This window comes from Stappia sp. ES.058, from assembly GCF_900105595.1.
GTDB lineage: Bacteria > Pseudomonadota > Alphaproteobacteria > Rhizobiales > Stappiaceae > Stappia.
Genome location: NZ_LT629784.1, coordinates 1,871,748 through 1,886,744 on the forward strand (window position 1 = coordinate 1,871,748; position 14,997 = coordinate 1,886,744).

Sequence of the window (14,997 nt, forward strand, 5' to 3'; positions counted from 1 at the left end):
TCCGCGCGGCCGCAGGACCCTCCCGCCGTCAGCGCATCTCCTCAGGCGCCGCGACACCCAGCAAGGACAGGCCGGACGCTAGAACCAGGGAGACCGCACGAACAAGACCAAGGCGGGCCAACGTTAGTTGTCGATGTTCAGGGTTAATAAAACGTAATTGCGGCAAATCCTTGCCCTTGTTCCAGTGCGAATGCAGGGCACTGGCCAGGTCGTGCAGGTAGAAGGCAACGCGATGTGGCTCATGTGCTTCGGCCGCGCTCTCGACAAGCCTGGGCCACGCAGCCAGACGCGCCGCGAGTTCGCGTTCGCCCGAATCGGTGAGCAGCGAGAAGTCGCCTTCTGCAAGTGCGGCAGAGGATGCATCCAGACCCGGCAGCTCTTCCGCAGCCTGCCGCAGCACCGAGCGACAGCGCGCGTGGCCATACTGGACATAGAAAACCGGGTTGTCCTTGGATTGCTCGGTGACTTTCCTGAAATCGAAGTCCAGCGGCGCATCATTCTTGCGGTAAAGCATCATGAAGCGCACAGGATCGCAGCCCACCTCCTCGACGACGTCGCGCAGTGTCACGAAATCGCCGGAGCGCTTCGACATGCGCACGGGTTCACCGGCGCGGAAAAGCTTCACAAGCTGGCACAGACGCACGATCACCTTGGCCTCGCCACCGGAAATGGCACGCCCGACTGCCTCGAGCCGTTTCACGTAGCCGCCGTGATCCGCGCCGAGGATAAAGATCATCTCCTTGAAGCCACGCTCGTACTTGGACAGCATATAGGCGACGTCGGCGGCGAAATAGGTGTAACTGCCGTCGGATTTTTTCAGCGGGCGGTCGATGTCGTCGCCATAGGCGCTGGCGCGGAACAAGGTCTGCTCACGGTCTTCCCAGTCTTCCGGCACCTGACCCTTCGGCGGGGGCAGCGTCCCTTCGTACACGAGATCGCGCGCCCGAAGCACATCGAGCATCTTGTCGATCTCGGACCTGTTGGCATCGTTGCGCGCGTGCAGCGTGCGCTCTGAAAAGAACAGGTCGTGATGCACGTTGAGCAGGGCAAGATCGGCACGGATGAGCTCCATCATCGCGGCGATCGTGTCTTCCTTCACCAGCGCAAGGCGTGCAGCCTCATCCATGTCGAGGAGCGCGCGCCCGTGCTTGGCGGCAAGCGCCTTCCCGACCGGTACGAGATAATCACCGGGATAGAGCCCCTCGGGGATCTTGCCGATGTCCTCGCCCAGCGCTTCCCGGTAGCGCAGAAAGGCCGACCGCGCGAGAACGTCGATCTGCGAGCCGGCATCGTTGATGTAGTATTCGCGAGTGACGTCATAGCCGGCGAAATCCAGCAGCGAGGCAAGCGCGTCGCCCACGACGGCGCCTCGGCAGTGGCCGACATGCATCGGCCCGGTCGGATTTGCGGAGACATACTCCACATTCACCTTCAGGTTGCCACCCATCTTCGAGCGGCCGAAGTCGCGCTCGTCAGCAAGAACGGAACGCAGCACCCTTGCCCAGACCACATCGGCGAGCCTGAAGTTCAAAAAGCCGGGGCCGGCAACCTCGGCGGAGAGAATATCTCCCGTCCCCGCCAGTTCAACGCTCAATCGTTCCGCAAGCGCGCGCGGGTTCGTCTTCAACGGCTTTGCAAGCACCATCGCCGCATTGGTCGCGAGGTCCCCGTGTGCCGGATCGCGCGGCGGCTCGACAACACACCGCGCCAGCAGGGCCGCATCGACCTCTCCGTTGGGATACAGCCGCGTGATCGCGTCACGCACCAGATCGGCATATTCGGTGAAGATGTTCATGTGCGGCTTCTCTCGGCACTGTGTGTTTCGGCGCGGCATGCGCCCGAACCGACGTGCGGCATTGCTGTGAAACTGGCGGGCGGGCGACCTAGGGTGTGGATCCATAGATGCGTCCGGTTTGGCGGCTGAAACGGCAATAAGCCGCGCGGAACCGACCGAAAAGCGGGCCGGACGCCCGGTTGAGGGCGGCGACATGGCGGCTTGAAGCCGTTTCACCGTCCGTGGGATATGGACGATTTGCCCCGCCAATGGGTTGTGAAGACTTGAAAATACCCCGCATTTCCAGCGCCTTCACGCCTGTTGTCGAACCAGATCGTCTCATACCGAACCGACCGCATTTATGGGTCCGTGACCTAGCCCAATTCCGGGGTATGGTCAAACAGGCGGCGATGCTCGTCGACGGCGAAACGGTCCGTCATGCCAGCGACGAAATCGCAAACGCGGCGCGCGGTCCGATCAGGCTCGCCGGGGCGCAGATCGTGGAACCACTCCTGAGGCATCAGCGAGGGTTCGGCCATATAGGCGGCGAAGAGATCTTGCACGATCGCGGCAACCTGCTTTCGAACCGCAAGCACGCTGTTGTGCCGGTAGAGATTTGCAAAAAGGAAAGCCTTCACCGCGCGTTCCGAGACCGTCATCCCGTCGGAAAAGCTCACCATGGCGCCGGAGGCGGCGCGGATGTCTTCCACGGAGCGCGGTGACAGCACGGTCAACCGGCGGACGGATTCCTCGATCACATCCTCCACCATGCGCGTGATCGAGCGGCGAACGATCTCATGAATCCGGCGTGGCTCCTCGAGGTCTGGATAGCGCCCATCCACTTCGTCGAGTATGGCGCAGAAGAACGGGACCTCACGGATCTGCTCCACGGCAAGCAGTCCGGCCCGCAGCCCGTCGTCGAGATCGTGCGCATCATAGGCGATGTCATCGGCGATCGCAGCAGCCTGGGCCTCCGCGCCCGGCCAGGTGTCGAGGCGCAGATCCTGGCGCGCGGCGTTCGCACGGATCGCGAAGGGAAGCTCGCCCCCGGCGAATTTTCCGATCGGCGCGCCGTCGGCGTCCACAAGCGGCCCGTTGTGCTTCACCAGTCCCTCGAGCGTCTCCCAACTCAGGTTCAGCCCATCGAATTCGGCGTAGCGCCTTTCGAGGTTGGTGACGATGCGCAGGGATTGCGCATTGTGATCGAACCCCCCGTAGGGCGCCATGCAGGCATCCATCACATCCTCGCCCTCATGACCGAAGGGCGTGTGGCCAAGGTCGTGGGCCAGGGCAAGACATTCGGCCAAATCCTCATCGAGCCGCAGCGCACGGGCAAGCGAACGCGCAATCTGGGACACCTCGATCGTATGGGTCAGCCGTGTGCGGAAGTGATCGCCTTCATGATAAACGAAGACCTGCGTCTTGTGTTTCAGCCGTCGAAACGCCGTGGAATGGATTATCCGGTCACGGTCGCGTTGAAACGGCGTACGCGTCGGGCTTTCCGCTTCGGGGAAAAGACGTCCCGCGCTTCTGTCCGGGTCGGTGGCGTAGGCCGCCCGCGGCTGGGCGCCATATCCAAGGGAAGCAGTCATCGGCTCTCCGTGAAATTCCGGGCTCTGCGTGATGTTTCGGGCTCTGAGCCGAACTGTCATGAACGCGATTGCCAGCCTCGTGCAGTTGACGCAAGCTCGCCCTGTTCATACCTATCGGGTAAGCTCTTGCACAGTCGAGAGGCCGGTGTGGCGGTGTTTTCTTTTTCCTTGCCGGTCGGATCGGCAGGCGTGATGGAATCCCACATCGTGCAGGACACACGAACGAGCGCCTCTCGGCGCAACCAGTGAGGTCGAGCAATGACCAATGCAACGACTGTGACCGAAAGGCAGAACGATGGAGCCGTTTCGGTCGCCTCCGCATCGGGAGACAGTGTGACGGTCAGCCCGTCAGCGCTCCGGCGGATTTCCCGTATCCTCTCCGACGAAGCGGAAGGAACAATGCTGCGTATCAGCGTCGAGGGCGGCGGATGCTCGGGATTTCAGTATAAATACGATCTCGTCACCGACCGCGAAGCTGACGACTTCATTGTCGAGGATGCGGGCGCAACGGTGATCGTCGATCCCGTTTCCCTGCAATACATGAGTGGCTCTGTCGTGGATTATGTCGACGACATCATGGGACAATCGTTTCAGATCAACAATCCGCTCGCCTCGGCAGGCTGCGGATGCGGAACGAGCTTCTCCATTTGAAGCTTGTCCTTTCCCGGCGCGGCGCGCAGCCCTTGAACAGGATTTTCCGTTGAAGATCGCCACCTGGAACATCAACGGCGTGAAGGCGCGCCGCGACACTGCCCTCGCCTGGCTTGAGGAAGCAAAGCCCGACATCGCCTGTCTTCAGGAAATCAAGTCGGTCGACGACGGCTTTCCCGCCGCCGACTTCGAGGCGCTGGGCTATGCGGTCGAAACCCACGGCCAGAAAGGCTTCAACGGAGTTGCCGTGCTCAGCCGTCTCCCGCTCGAGGACGTCTCGCGCGGACTTCCGGGCGACGATGAGGACACGCAGGCGCGCTACATCGAGGCACGGGTCGAGACCTCCTCGGGGTCAGTGCGGGTCGGATGCCTTTATCTGCCGAACGGCAATCCGCTGGGAACAGAGAAATTCGACTACAAGCTGAAGTGGATGGAGCGCCTGCACCGTCATGCGCAGGATTGTCTCGCGCGCGAGGAGGCATTTATCCTTCTTGGCGACTACAATGTGATCCCGGAACCCCGCGACGCAAAGAACCCCGATGCCTGGACCGGAGATGCGCTGTTTCAGCCGGAGAGCCGGCGCGCATTCCGCTCGCTTGAAAACCTCGGTCTTTTCGACGCGCTTCGCCTCACCAACCAGGACGACGGTCTCTACAGCTTCTGGGACTATCAGGCCGGCGCCTGGCAAAAGAACAACGGCATCCGCATCGATCACCTGCTTTTGTCCGCCGAGGCAGTCGACCGTCTTGAGCGAACCGGCGTGGATGCTCATGTCCGCGGATGGGAAAAACCCTCCGACCACGTACCCGTGTGGGTCGAGCTGTCGGATTGAGGCTCCGACAGCAGAACCGAGGATCTCGAGATGCTTCGGAAGCTGCGCTGTTGCCGTAGCGGAAAATGTGTGACTTTCGTTCGAATGTGCTATGATCACGGCATGCGTGAGAAACGGCACGGTCATCGTCGCTTTCGCGGCGGCATCATGGTGATGGCGGCATTGGCCGCACCCGTCTTGTTGGCCTCCGGCGCCGCATCGCAACAAACCGCCCGCTCATCCTGCACCTGCCGCTATTTCGGCCAGGATTATCATCTGGGTGAAACCGTGTGCCTGCGCGGACCGGATGGCATGCGAATAGCCCGCTGCTCGATGCTTCTCAACAACACCACCTGGAAGCCGCTTGAGGAAGGATGCCCGACGACACGCCTGTTCATGCCGATGCCAGAGCCTCTTGATGATTCAAGTGCCGATAGCGCCAAAACCGGCCGTGGCGCAAGCTGATACAGGGCGCCGCGCCGATCTCACCGGGTCCTACTGACAATCGGGAATTCACAGTTACCGACTGTCGGCGATCAGCGCCGGGTTGGCCTGCATCCATGACTCGGCCAGGGTTGTTGAACGACGGCGAACACTCTCCTCGGCCAGTCCGAAACTGCGCTCCTGCAGTTCGGTGATCCAGGCTTCATCCGTCCCATCGACACGGCGCTGCGCCACCGTCAACCACATCAGGCCGGCGACCTTGTTGTCGAACCCGTGGAAATCGCCAGTGAAGAGAAGCTCACCGAGTCGGGCTTGCGCCTTAAGATGTCCCTTCTTTGCCGCCAGCTTCAGCCAGCGCGCCGCCATGCGTATGTCCCGATCACTGTCATCCAGATAGAGCATGCCGAGATGGTACTGCGCATCCGCATCGCCGAAATAGGAGGCCGCGTAGCTGAAAATCTCTCGTGCGCGCGCCACATTCGGCTGAATCGCGCTGTCATTGATCCCGGTCAGATAATAGGAACCAAGCTCAACGAAGGCACTGGCGATAAAAGGAGCGCGCGGAGACGAGGGGCTGTCATCGGCATAGTTGGACGCGATCTCGCGAAAATACTCGAACGCCTTGATATCGTCTTCCTTGACGCCATCGCCACGTGAATACATCCGGCCGAGTTTCCAGGCTGCCAGAGGATGCCCGTTCTCCGCAGCAAAGCGCAGGGAATCGAGCGCGCGTTTCTTCTTCCCGGCATAATAAAAACGTGTTCCGGCACGCAGCGCCTCTCCGGGAGAGAGATCAGGCGCGGAAGCCGCAGCCCCCGACATCCTGGCGGCCGCAGCAGCGGCTGAATCCTGAGCGATCGCAGGCCCCGCGAAGGCCGCGCACATCATGACAGCGCTGAAACAACCAAAAACAGTGATCCGCATATTTCGTCCGCCTGATGACGCCCGGCTCGAACTGGTCCGCACCGCACGCCTGCGCCTTGTTGCCTTTGCACGGGCTTCACAAAGGTGAAGACCATGCCACTCTCTTTCGCAGCAACCGGAGTTCACGGCTCCGGATGTCCTGCCTTTCATCCCGAAAAACAGCAGCAGGATGATGGGACCTGCAATACCGCCTGTTGAAGGCGAAACAGCGGCTTGCACCTGACTTCACAAAGACAGGATCGCCGCATTTCCGTCACAGGTCCGACAACCCACCTTCTGCCCTCAAAGATGGCCGAAACACGGCATCAGGAGCCCCATATGCCCCTGCGGCAAAGACGGCTGCGTCGGTGTTGCGCCGCGGCCACATAATGGCGCCCTCACCCGCCGGCAATGAGCAGGACAGCATTGGCAAACAGCATCGCGGCGGCGATCAGATCCATTTTCCCGGCCTTCGGCCTTGACGAATGCGACATCCTGACGTCCTCCTCTGTCTTCGTTCTGGCGCCACGCGGCACCGCTTCTCCTTATGCGGAGAAGGTAGCGCGAACCGGTTGAAAAACGGTTTGCAGAATCACCGCGACGCGAGACCCTTTGCCAAAATCCGCGCCATTGGCAGAATCATGGGCGATTCGGGCTGTTTGCCCCTCCCCTGACCTGGACAACACATGACCGCTGACGACGATCTTTTTTCCGGCAAAGACCAGCCGGCCCGGCCAACAACAGATCAGGCAGCCCCGCTTGAGGCGCCCGCGTTGAAGGAGCCTGCGCGCGACTCCCGCCCGGCAGAGCCACGCAAGTCCGCGCGCACGCGTTTTTCGGAAAGTTCGGACTATACGGCCGACGATATCGAGGTTCTGGAAGGACTCGAACCGGTGCGGCGGCGGCCGGGCATGTACATCGGCGGAACCGATGAGCGCGCGCTGCATCACCTGTTCGCCGAAGTCATTGACAACTCGATGGACGAAGCTGTGGCCGGGCACGCCAGCTGGATTGAAGTCTCGCTGACTGCTGACGGTTACCTGAGCGTTTCCGACAATGGTCGCGGTATTCCGGTCGACCCGCATCCAAAACATCGCGACAAATCCGCCCTTGAGGTCATCATGACCACGCTTCACGCCGGCGGAAAATTCGACAGCAAGGTCTATGAGACGTCCGGCGGCCTTCACGGTGTTGGTGTGTCCGTGGTCAATGCGCTGTCCGACGACCTGATCGTGGAGGTTGCCCGCGCAAGAAAGCTTTACCGGCAAAGATTTCAGCGCGGATTTCCGGTCGGACCGCTGGAGTGCGTCGGCGACGTCCAGAACCGTCGCGGAACGCTCGTACGTTTTCACCCAGACCCGGATATTTTTGGCAAGGGGGCCACCTTCCAGCCGGCACGGCTGTTCAAGATGACACGCTCCAAAGCCTACCTGTTTTCCGGTGTCGAAATCCGTTGGCGATGCGCACCGGAACTGGTCAGCGGCAAGGACGAGGTTGAACCCGAGGCAACGTTCCATTTTCCCGGCGGTCTGCGGGACTATCTTCAGGACGCGCTCGGCAAGGAACGCAGGGTAATCGAGGACACCTTCGCGGGCCGGACCAAGGACACCGGTCGGCACGGTTCTGTCGAATGGGCCGTCACATGGTTTGCCGGCGACGGATTTGTGCACTCCTATTGCAACACCGTTCCAACTCCGGAAGGCGGCACCCATGAAACAGGGCTGCGCTATGCCCTCCTGCGGGGATTGAAGGCCTACGGGGAACTCGTCGGCAACAAGAAGGCCGCAATCATCACCGGCGACGACATCGTCACGTCGGCGGGAGCGATGCTGTCGGTTTTCATTCGCGAACCGGAATTCGTCGGCCAGACCAAGGACAAGCTTGCCACATCGGAAGCCACCAAGGTTGTGGAAAGCGCGGTTCGCGATGCTTTTGATCATTGGCTGACGGCAGCTCCGAACCAGGCCAACAAGCTGCTCGACTGGGTTGTGGAACGAGCCGATGAACGACTGCGCCGACGCCAGGAAAAGGACGTCGCGCGAAAGACAGCAGTGCGCAAACTGCGCCTTCCGGGCAAGCTTGCCGACTGCGCTTCCAGCCAGGCGCAAGGCTCGGAACTCTTTATCGTCGAGGGCGATTCGGCTGGCGGCTCCGCGAAACAGGCAAGAAACCGGAAGACACAAGCCGTGCTGCCGCTGCGCGGCAAGATTCTCAACGTGGCAAGCGCGGGCCGGGACAAGCTTGCGGCGAACCAGCAGCTTGCGGACCTGGTTCAGGCGCTTGGATGCGGCACCGGGACTGCCTACCGCGACACCGACCTTCGTTACGAGAAAATCGTGATCATGACCGATGCGGACGTAGACGGCGCCCATATCGCATCCTTGCTGATCACGTTCTTCTATCGCGAGACGCCGGAACTTATCCGCAACGGTCACCTTTATCTGGCGGCTCCGCCGCTCTACAGGATCAGTCAGGGCGGAAAAACACTCTATGCCCGTGATGATGCCCACAAGGACGCGCTGCTTGAGAACGAATTCCGGAAAAACGCGAAGGTTGATATCGGGCGTTTCAAGGGCCTTGGCGAGATGCTTCCCGCGCAGCTGAAGGAGACGACCATGGATCCGGACAAACGCACGCTGCTCCAGGTCAGGATCCTGGAAGAAGACGGCGCATCCACGAAGTCTTCCATCGAGCGCCTCATGGGGAACAAGCCGGAAGCCCGCTTCCTCTTCATTCAGGAAAACGCACAGTTCGCCGAAGAACTCGATATCTGATCCGTCCGGCGATTCGGTTCCGACAATCGGGGCAGCCGCCACACGGGAAAGCGAGGCACGGTGCTCAGGGCCATCTACAATTCAATCGAACGGCGCCGCCGGCCGATGCACGATCATCACTACCTCATGTTGTCTGCGGTCGGGCTGGCCTACGGACGCTGCCCCAATGCAGCGAGCGACAGCATTCGCCAGGCGCTTCTGGATCTCAGTGCGAGACATGCGGCGGCTCCGGGAGCCACGCCTCCGCCACGCACACACTATGCGACCGGAACACTGTCCAACTGGACCGACGGAATGGCGCTGCTGTCCGCACGTCAGCTCAAGCGTCTTCACCCCCGGGCCCTGACCTTCGCAGCGATCCGCGATCCCCTTATGCGGCTTGCGGCCTGTTACGTACGCGACTACGGCATGGGCGGTGACGTGCCGGCTTCCGCACGCTTTCTCGGTTTCCAGAAAGGCATGGACTTTGATGCCTTTACCGCACGGGTCTGCAGCATTCCCGACAGAAAGAGCCCGAACGTCTTTCGCGGGCAGGCCGACATTCTCATGCACAAGGGCCGCCTGTTGCCCCGGCATCTGATCCGTTTTGAACACCAGGCCAGGGACTGGACCGCCTTGCGCTCCGGCGTGGAGGCGCGAAACGGCATCGACATAGGCCCACTGCCGGAATGCGACGGCACGCCTGACCTGACGGTCGAAACTATCGCGGGATCCCTGGACCCGGCTCTCAGGAAAGCTGTCAAACAGCGTTACCGCAACGACTACGAACTCCTCGCCAACCCGGACCCGTCAGGCTGAGCGCAGCGCTTCGCCGGCCCCCGGATCACGGGACACACACCAGCCATGATACTGATGGGGTCTCTGTTCCTGGGTGCGTTCCTCGCCGCGACCCTGCTTCCGTTCTCCTCCGAAGTCATGCTCATCGCAGCGCTTGCAGCAGGGGATTTCCCACCTTCGGTTGTGGTTGCGACTGCGACCGCCGGCAACATTCTGGGATCGGCACTCAACTGGCTTGTCGGACGGTTCCTGCTCTCCTGGCAGGAGCATCGCTGGTTTCCCTTCACGCCCGCGCAAATCGAAAGCGCCTCGGTTCGCTTCTCGCGCTATGGCAGTTGGTCACTCCTGTTTGCGTTTCTGCCGGTCGTCGGTGATCCGCTGACCTTCGCCGCCGGTTTGCTAAAGGTTCCATTCTGGCGCTTTCTGATTCTTGTCTCGATCGGCAAGACGGCGCGCTATGCAGCACTTGCCGCCGCCATGTAGCGCGAACCTGCGCGCTTCCAGGCAAAAGGCGGAAAGCCGCGGGCGGAACAATTCCATCCGGCCGGGAAACGATTTAGGATGTGACCTCATGAATGAGGTGGAAATGGTTGGAGGCGCAAGCCAGCCAATTCCGAAGGACAGGAAATGGCGTCGCTCAGCATTGTCGGTGCGCGCGTGAGCAGACGAAAGCCGGCTGCACATCCTCCCGCACGATGGCTCGCCGTTTCCAATGCCATGTCGGCCGCGTTTGAGAGGCCCCCGCCTGGGCTTCCACGTGTTGCACGCAATGCGTCAGAAAAGGAGCAACCATGCACAGGATTTTCTCCGGCGCCCCGTTGCGTCGTATTCTTCCGACCGCCGCCCTGGCTGCGTCGATCCCGTTGACCCTCGCCGCACAGACCGCGACGGCGGATCCGGTGAAAGAACTGGTGGAAACGCTCCCGGGCGATGTTACAGCGCTCACGCGCATCCCGGGCGCCGAAGGCTCGCCGCTGTCCTTCGTCGTCGTCCGACAAACAAATGGGGACCGGCTTTTCATCGTGTCCCGGGATGCGGCAGAGACGACAGCCGAAGTGACCGGTGCCCGCGCTCTTGCAGCCAGAATCACCGGTCTACGAAGCGAATTGGACAGTTACGGCCTGGCCGCCTTCGTCGACCTGCGAACACCTGAGGGCGAGGAAACGACCTACGAACTCTTCCTCGAGGGTGAGACCCCCTCGAGCCACACCTTCCGACCGGCAAGTAACTGACAGCACGACCGACGGACTGCATGATCGGAAATTCTTGTATCACTGCGTATGGCGTCTTTGCGTCATTGACATTTTGTTTTCGAACTGTAGTGTGCGCGGCAAAGCAGCCGGGACCGGTCGATACGGTTGGTTCTGGCACGGTTTCCAATCATGCAATCAAGGTAATATGTCCTTTTCCTCACTTGGACTGAGCGAAAAAGTACTCGCCGCCGTCGAGGCCGCCGGGTACACCGAACCCACCCCCATTCAGGCTGGCGCAATTCCGCATGTGCTTGCACGCCGTGACGTTTTGGGCCTCGCCCAAACCGGAACAGGGAAAACGGCGTCCTTTACATTGCCGATGCTAACGCTGCTTGAGAAGGGTCGAGGTCGCGCGCGCATGCCGCGAACGCTCATTCTTGAGCCAACGCGAGAGCTCGCCGCCCAGGTCGAGGAAAACTTCAGCCGATATGGCGCGAACCATCGCCTCAATGTTGCGCTGCTGATCGGCGGGACCTCTTTTGGCGATCAGGACCGCAAGCTGGACCGTGGCGTGGATGTGCTGATCGCCACTCCCGGGCGTTTGCTCGACCATACCGAGCGCGGGAAACTGCTGCTGCAGGGCGTCGACATTCTTGTGATCGACGAAGCCGACCGGATGCTCGACATGGGCTTCATTCCGGATATCGAGCGGATCTGCAAACTGATTCCGATGACCCGTCAGACACTGTTCTTCTCGGCAACCATGCCACCGGAGATCCAGCGCCTGGTCGACACTTTCCTGCACAACCCGGCCCGGGTCGAAGTGGCCCGCACGTCCTCGACGGCGGATACGGTGACCCAGCAGGTCGTTGCCTCCGGCGGCAAGGATTTTGACAAGCGCGAGACCCTTCGCAAGCTGGTCGACGAGGCACAGGATCTCAAGAACGCAATTGTTTTCTGCAATCGCAAGCGTGATGTTCAAACCGTTTTCCGCTCCCTGCAACGCCACGGCTACTCCGTGGGCGCCCTGCATGGCGACATGGACCAGCGGTCGCGCATGGCGACGCTCGACCAGTTCCGGAAAGGCGAGCTGACCCTCCTCATCGCCAGTGATGTGGCAGCACGTGGTCTTGACATTCCGGACGTCAGTCACGTCTTCAACTATGACGTGCCCACGCACGCTGAGGATTATGTCCACCGTATCGGCCGGACGGGTCGAGCAGGACGGAGCGGAGTTGCGATCTCTATCGTGACCGGCAGCGACCAGAAGTACCTCGCCGGGATCGAAAAGCTGATCGAGCGCCCCCTCGCCTGGCTCGGCGACGCAATCGATTTCGAAAACGCGGCAACCGATCAGAAAGCACGTCGCAGAAGCGGCGGGCGCACGCCGCGCGACAATGAGACCGACGGAGAGGCCAAGCCTCGGCGCCGGACCCGGGCAGGCAGTCGGGATCGCAAGACCGATAAGCCAGAGGCCGAAAAGGCCGGGGATGAAGCCGTTGTCGATGCACCGGAGCCGGCGAAATCCGAACCGCAGGCGGAGGCAAAGACCGAACAAAAAGCCCCTGCCAGACGCGGGCGTGGCCCGAAATCGGCGACCCAGGAAGAAAAACGTCAAGTTCCGAAGCGGCGGCGCGGAAACGGCGGCAAGGATGATGAGCCCGTCATCGGACTGGGCGATCACGTTCCCGCCTTCCTGCTGCGCGACACGCGCCCCAAGAAGGCAAGTTGACAGGCAGCCTCATTGAGGCCGGTGAAGCTGTCTGCCGTAGCGGAGATCGCAGATACAGGGTCAATCACCCTTAACGATACCTTAAACCTTGGCAGACAATACTCATGCCAACTCTAAGGATTGGTGGCGCAACCAAGAAAAATTGCTCCACACTTGCGTTTGGAACCGCGAATGGCCCAGGAAGACGACCACAAGCGAACGATCGTCTACGGTGACGCAGCGATAAAGTACATTCGCAAGAATGAACTTCCTGCTTATCCGCGGTTCTATGAGCTCTGGTATACCTATGCGGCAGGGTTCAATCACTCGCTCAACCGGGCTGTGAACCAGGTTGCCGGTTCGAACGGCAAAATCACCACCGAACAGCTTCAGCAGATCTACAACGGCTTTCTGTCTCCGACGAAGCTGGGCGACCGCATTGATGAAGTCGGAGAGAAAATCTCTGACGAGATCAGGGACATGGTCGACATTCTGGGACAGAGTGTCGACAGCGTCGCGGAATACGGCGCGTCGCTTGCCGGTGTTCAATCACAATTGGAAGACCTTGAAGATCCGACGCAGCTCAAGCGCGTCGTCGGCCACATGATAAAGGCAACCAAAAGCACGGCCGCGTCAAACCAGGCACTTGAAGACCAGCTTGTCGACTCGCGCAAGCAGATCGAAGAGCTGCAGGAAAGCCTTGAAGCGATCCGTTATGAATCGTTGACGGACGAGTTGACCACCCTCAGCAACCGCAAGCATTTCGATCACACCATTGAGCGTGTTGTGGCAGATGCGGCTGAATCGCAGGAACCACTGTCCCTTCTGCTGACCGACATTGATCACTTCAAGAAATTCAACGACACCTATGGGCATCAAACCGGCGACCAGGTGTTGAGACTGGTGGCGCTTGCCGTAAAACAGAACGTCAAGGGGCACGACATCGCCTGCCGGTATGGCGGCGAGGAGTTCGCGATCCTGCTGCCGCATACGTCACTGCGTCAGGCCGTCACCGTTGCCGAACACATCCGCCGCGCGGTCCTGTCAAAGGAACTGGTGAAACGCTCGACGGGCGAAAATCTTGGCCGGGTCACGATTTCGATCGGCGTTTCGTCGTTCAAGCCGGGAGATACGGCCCAGTCCCTGATCGGCCGTGCGGATACAGCGCTTTATGCAGCCAAGGCCGCAGGCCGAAATCTCGTGCGCTGCGAGACCGATCCGGACGTTCAGTCAGACACACGCGTCGCCTGAACGGCACATTGCCGCTAAGACCTTTTGTGAAAAATTATGCAACGCCAATACCGTGGCCCGCTCTTTAGCGCGTAAAGCGGCGCGCATGGGCACGTCATACCAAAGCGCTCTCGGCAGAAGCGAAAGCGAATTACGGGTGATTGCGAGACGCAAGCTGCCAGTTTTGAAGGCCTTGAGCGCCTACCCCACCGCGTCGGCCGGGTGAAGACCACCCGAATCCGCGGCCTTGAGAGATACGGATTCGCCGCAACCGCAGGCTGAGACTTCGTTGGGATTTCGGAAGACGAAGCCTGAGCGGAACTTGGTCACCTCATGGTCCATTTCCGTTCCAAGGAGGAACAGGACCGCCGAGGGATCGACATAGATGCGGACGCCCTTGTCTTCGATCACGTCGTCACCGGACCTTGCTTCTTCGACCAGCGACATGTCGTACTCCATGCCGGCACAGCCACCTGTCTTGATACCGACACGCAGTCCCAGCGCATCCCTGTCCGAATTCTCAAGGATTTCGCGTACACGCCCTGCTGCGGCTTCGGTCAGCGTCAGGACTTGAAATTTCGATGCCATCGCAGTGTCCAATCCAGCAGTCCGGGGAGTTGTCCGGCGCTTCGCGCCATCGGTGCGTCGGAACGCCGCCAGCGTTTTTGTCACGCACAATCACTCTGGACAGGGTCACGCCCCCTGTCACGTCATCTCAATATAGGAAGTCAGTCGGGTCAATACCAGTTGAGCGCGATCTTGGCTTCCTCGGACATACGATCCGGCGTCCACGGGGGATCGAAGACCATATTGACATTCACCGGTCCGACCCCCGCGACCGAACTCACCGCATCCTCGACCCAACCCGGCATCTCACCGGCAACCGGACAGCCGGGAGCTGTCAGCGTCATGTCAACGGATATCGACCGGTCATCCTCGATGTCGACCTTGTAGATCAGCCCGAGCTCGTAGATGTCGCAAGGGATTTCGGGATCGTACACGGACTTCAGGGCCCCGACGATGTCCTCGGTGATCTGCTGCAACTCTCCCGCGGGAATAGCGCTGCCGGAGCTTGAAATCTCTGCCTGCGCCTCTTCGGCACCGGCATCGGGCATTGTCGATTGTTCACTCATGGCA

14 protein-coding genes are annotated in these 14,997 nt (G+C 60.7%); 9 read left to right on the forward strand and 5 right to left on the reverse strand.

The features are described 5' to 3' along the window. Nucleotides 1-28: 28 nt before the first annotated feature. Nucleotides 29-1,795 (reverse strand): arginine--tRNA ligase, encoded by a 1,767-nt coding sequence (gene argS / locus BLU32_RS08700; RefSeq protein ID WP_093806198.1) that lies wholly within the window; start codon nucleotides 1,793-1,795, stop codon nucleotides 29-31. Between the two features lie 353 nt (nucleotides 1,796-2,148). Further along, nucleotides 2,149-3,366, reverse strand: coding sequence for a deoxyguanosinetriphosphate triphosphohydrolase (locus BLU32_RS08705; protein ID WP_093806200.1), 1,218 nt, complete (start codon nucleotides 3,364-3,366; stop codon nucleotides 2,149-2,151). 258 nt (nucleotides 3,367-3,624) lie between these two features. On the opposite strand from BLU32_RS08705, the gene BLU32_RS08710 reads away from it, so the two are divergent. The 3 genes from BLU32_RS08710 to BLU32_RS22045 all read left to right on the forward strand — a co-directional run bounded on the left by BLU32_RS08710 (nucleotide 3,625) and on the right by BLU32_RS22045 (nucleotide 5,293). Continuing rightward, nucleotides 3,625-4,017, forward strand: a complete 393-nt coding sequence (locus tag BLU32_RS08710) for an iron-sulfur cluster assembly accessory protein (RefSeq protein ID WP_093806202.1) — start codon at nucleotides 3,625-3,627, stop codon at nucleotides 4,015-4,017. Nucleotides 4,018-4,066: 49 nt separating this feature from the next. Further along, nucleotides 4,067-4,849, forward strand: coding sequence for an exodeoxyribonuclease III (gene xth / locus BLU32_RS08715; protein WP_093806204.1), 783 nt, complete (start codon nucleotides 4,067-4,069; stop codon nucleotides 4,847-4,849). 102 nt (nucleotides 4,850-4,951) lie between these two features. Beyond that, nucleotides 4,952-5,293, forward strand: a complete 342-nt coding sequence (locus BLU32_RS22045; RefSeq protein ID WP_197673725.1) for a hypothetical protein — start codon at nucleotides 4,952-4,954, stop codon at nucleotides 5,291-5,293. Nucleotides 5,294-5,347: 54 nt separating this feature from the next. Here the strand turns inward: BLU32_RS22045 and BLU32_RS08725 are convergent, their stop codons facing one another. Further along, nucleotides 5,348-6,415 (reverse strand): tetratricopeptide repeat protein, encoded by a 1,068-nt coding sequence (locus BLU32_RS08725; protein ID WP_244501818.1) that lies wholly within the window; start codon nucleotides 6,413-6,415, stop codon nucleotides 5,348-5,350. Between the two features lie 446 nt (nucleotides 6,416-6,861). Here BLU32_RS08725 and parE point away from each other — a divergent pair, with 446 nt between their 5' ends. From parE to BLU32_RS08755, 6 genes are all read left to right on the forward strand, one after another. After that, entirely contained in the window at nucleotides 6,862-8,949 is a 2,088-nt protein-coding gene (gene parE / locus BLU32_RS08730; RefSeq protein ID WP_093806206.1) for a DNA topoisomerase IV subunit B, read from the forward strand. Between the two features lie 60 nt (nucleotides 8,950-9,009). Continuing rightward, a complete protein-coding gene (locus BLU32_RS08735; protein WP_093806208.1) occupies nucleotides 9,010-9,747 on the forward strand; it encodes a sulfotransferase family 2 domain-containing protein in 738 nt (245 codons plus the stop codon). Nucleotides 9,748-9,792: 45 nt separating this feature from the next. After that, a complete protein-coding gene (locus tag BLU32_RS08740) occupies nucleotides 9,793-10,209 on the forward strand; it encodes a YqaA family protein (RefSeq protein WP_093806210.1) in 417 nt (138 codons plus the stop codon). 308 nt (nucleotides 10,210-10,517) lie between these two features. Further along, complete coding sequence (locus BLU32_RS08745; protein ID WP_093806212.1) at nucleotides 10,518-10,958, forward strand: hypothetical protein; 441 nt, start codon at nucleotides 10,518-10,520, stop codon at nucleotides 10,956-10,958. A gap of 166 nt (nucleotides 10,959-11,124) precedes the next feature. After that, nucleotides 11,125-12,651: a DEAD/DEAH box helicase gene (locus tag BLU32_RS08750; RefSeq protein WP_093806214.1), complete on the forward strand. Its 1,527-nt coding sequence runs from the start codon at nucleotides 11,125-11,127 to the stop codon at nucleotides 12,649-12,651. Between the two features lie 171 nt (nucleotides 12,652-12,822). Continuing rightward, entirely contained in the window at nucleotides 12,823-13,881 is a 1,059-nt protein-coding gene (locus BLU32_RS08755) for a diguanylate cyclase (RefSeq protein ID WP_093806216.1), read from the forward strand. A 180-nt stretch (nucleotides 13,882-14,061) separates the two neighbouring features. Here the strand turns inward: BLU32_RS08755 and sufA are convergent, their stop codons facing one another. Both sufA and BLU32_RS08765 read right to left on the reverse strand, forming a co-directional pair. Continuing rightward, nucleotides 14,062-14,448, reverse strand: coding sequence for a Fe-S cluster assembly scaffold SufA (gene sufA, locus BLU32_RS08760; RefSeq protein ID WP_093806218.1), 387 nt, complete (start codon nucleotides 14,446-14,448; stop codon nucleotides 14,062-14,064). A 149-nt stretch (nucleotides 14,449-14,597) separates the two neighbouring features. Further along, a complete protein-coding gene (locus tag BLU32_RS08765; RefSeq protein ID WP_093806220.1) occupies nucleotides 14,598-14,993 on the reverse strand; it encodes an SUF system Fe-S cluster assembly protein in 396 nt (131 codons plus the stop codon). Between the last annotated feature and the right edge of the window lie 4 nt (nucleotides 14,994-14,997).

Excerpts from the sequence above, each read along its gene's own strand:
- argS (WP_093806198.1), bottom strand. The coding sequence starts at position 1,795 with ATGAACATCTTCACCGAATATGCCGATCTGGTGCGTGACGCGATCACG.
- BLU32_RS08705 (WP_093806200.1), bottom strand. The coding sequence starts at position 3,366 with ATGACTGCTTCCCTTGGATATGGCGCCCAGCCGCGGGCGGCCTACGCC.
- BLU32_RS08710 (WP_093806202.1), top strand. The coding sequence starts at position 3,625 with ATGACCAATGCAACGACTGTGACCGAAAGGCAGAACGATGGAGCCGTT.
- BLU32_RS22045 (WP_197673725.1), top strand. The coding sequence starts at position 4,952 with ATGCGTGAGAAACGGCACGGTCATCGTCGCTTTCGCGGCGGCATCATG.
- parE (WP_093806206.1), top strand. The coding sequence starts at position 6,862 with ATGACCGCTGACGACGATCTTTTTTCCGGCAAAGACCAGCCGGCCCGG.
- BLU32_RS08740 (WP_093806210.1), top strand. The coding sequence starts at position 9,793 with ATGATACTGATGGGGTCTCTGTTCCTGGGTGCGTTCCTCGCCGCGACC.
- BLU32_RS08745 (WP_093806212.1), top strand. The coding sequence starts at position 10,518 with ATGCACAGGATTTTCTCCGGCGCCCCGTTGCGTCGTATTCTTCCGACC.
- BLU32_RS08750 (WP_093806214.1), top strand. The coding sequence starts at position 11,125 with ATGTCCTTTTCCTCACTTGGACTGAGCGAAAAAGTACTCGCCGCCGTC.
- BLU32_RS08755 (WP_093806216.1), top strand. The coding sequence starts at position 12,823 with ATGGCCCAGGAAGACGACCACAAGCGAACGATCGTCTACGGTGACGCA.
- sufA (WP_093806218.1), bottom strand. The coding sequence starts at position 14,448 with ATGGCATCGAAATTTCAAGTCCTGACGCTGACCGAAGCCGCAGCAGGG.
- BLU32_RS08765 (WP_093806220.1), bottom strand. The coding sequence starts at position 14,993 with ATGAGTGAACAATCGACAATGCCCGATGCCGGTGCCGAAGAGGCGCAG.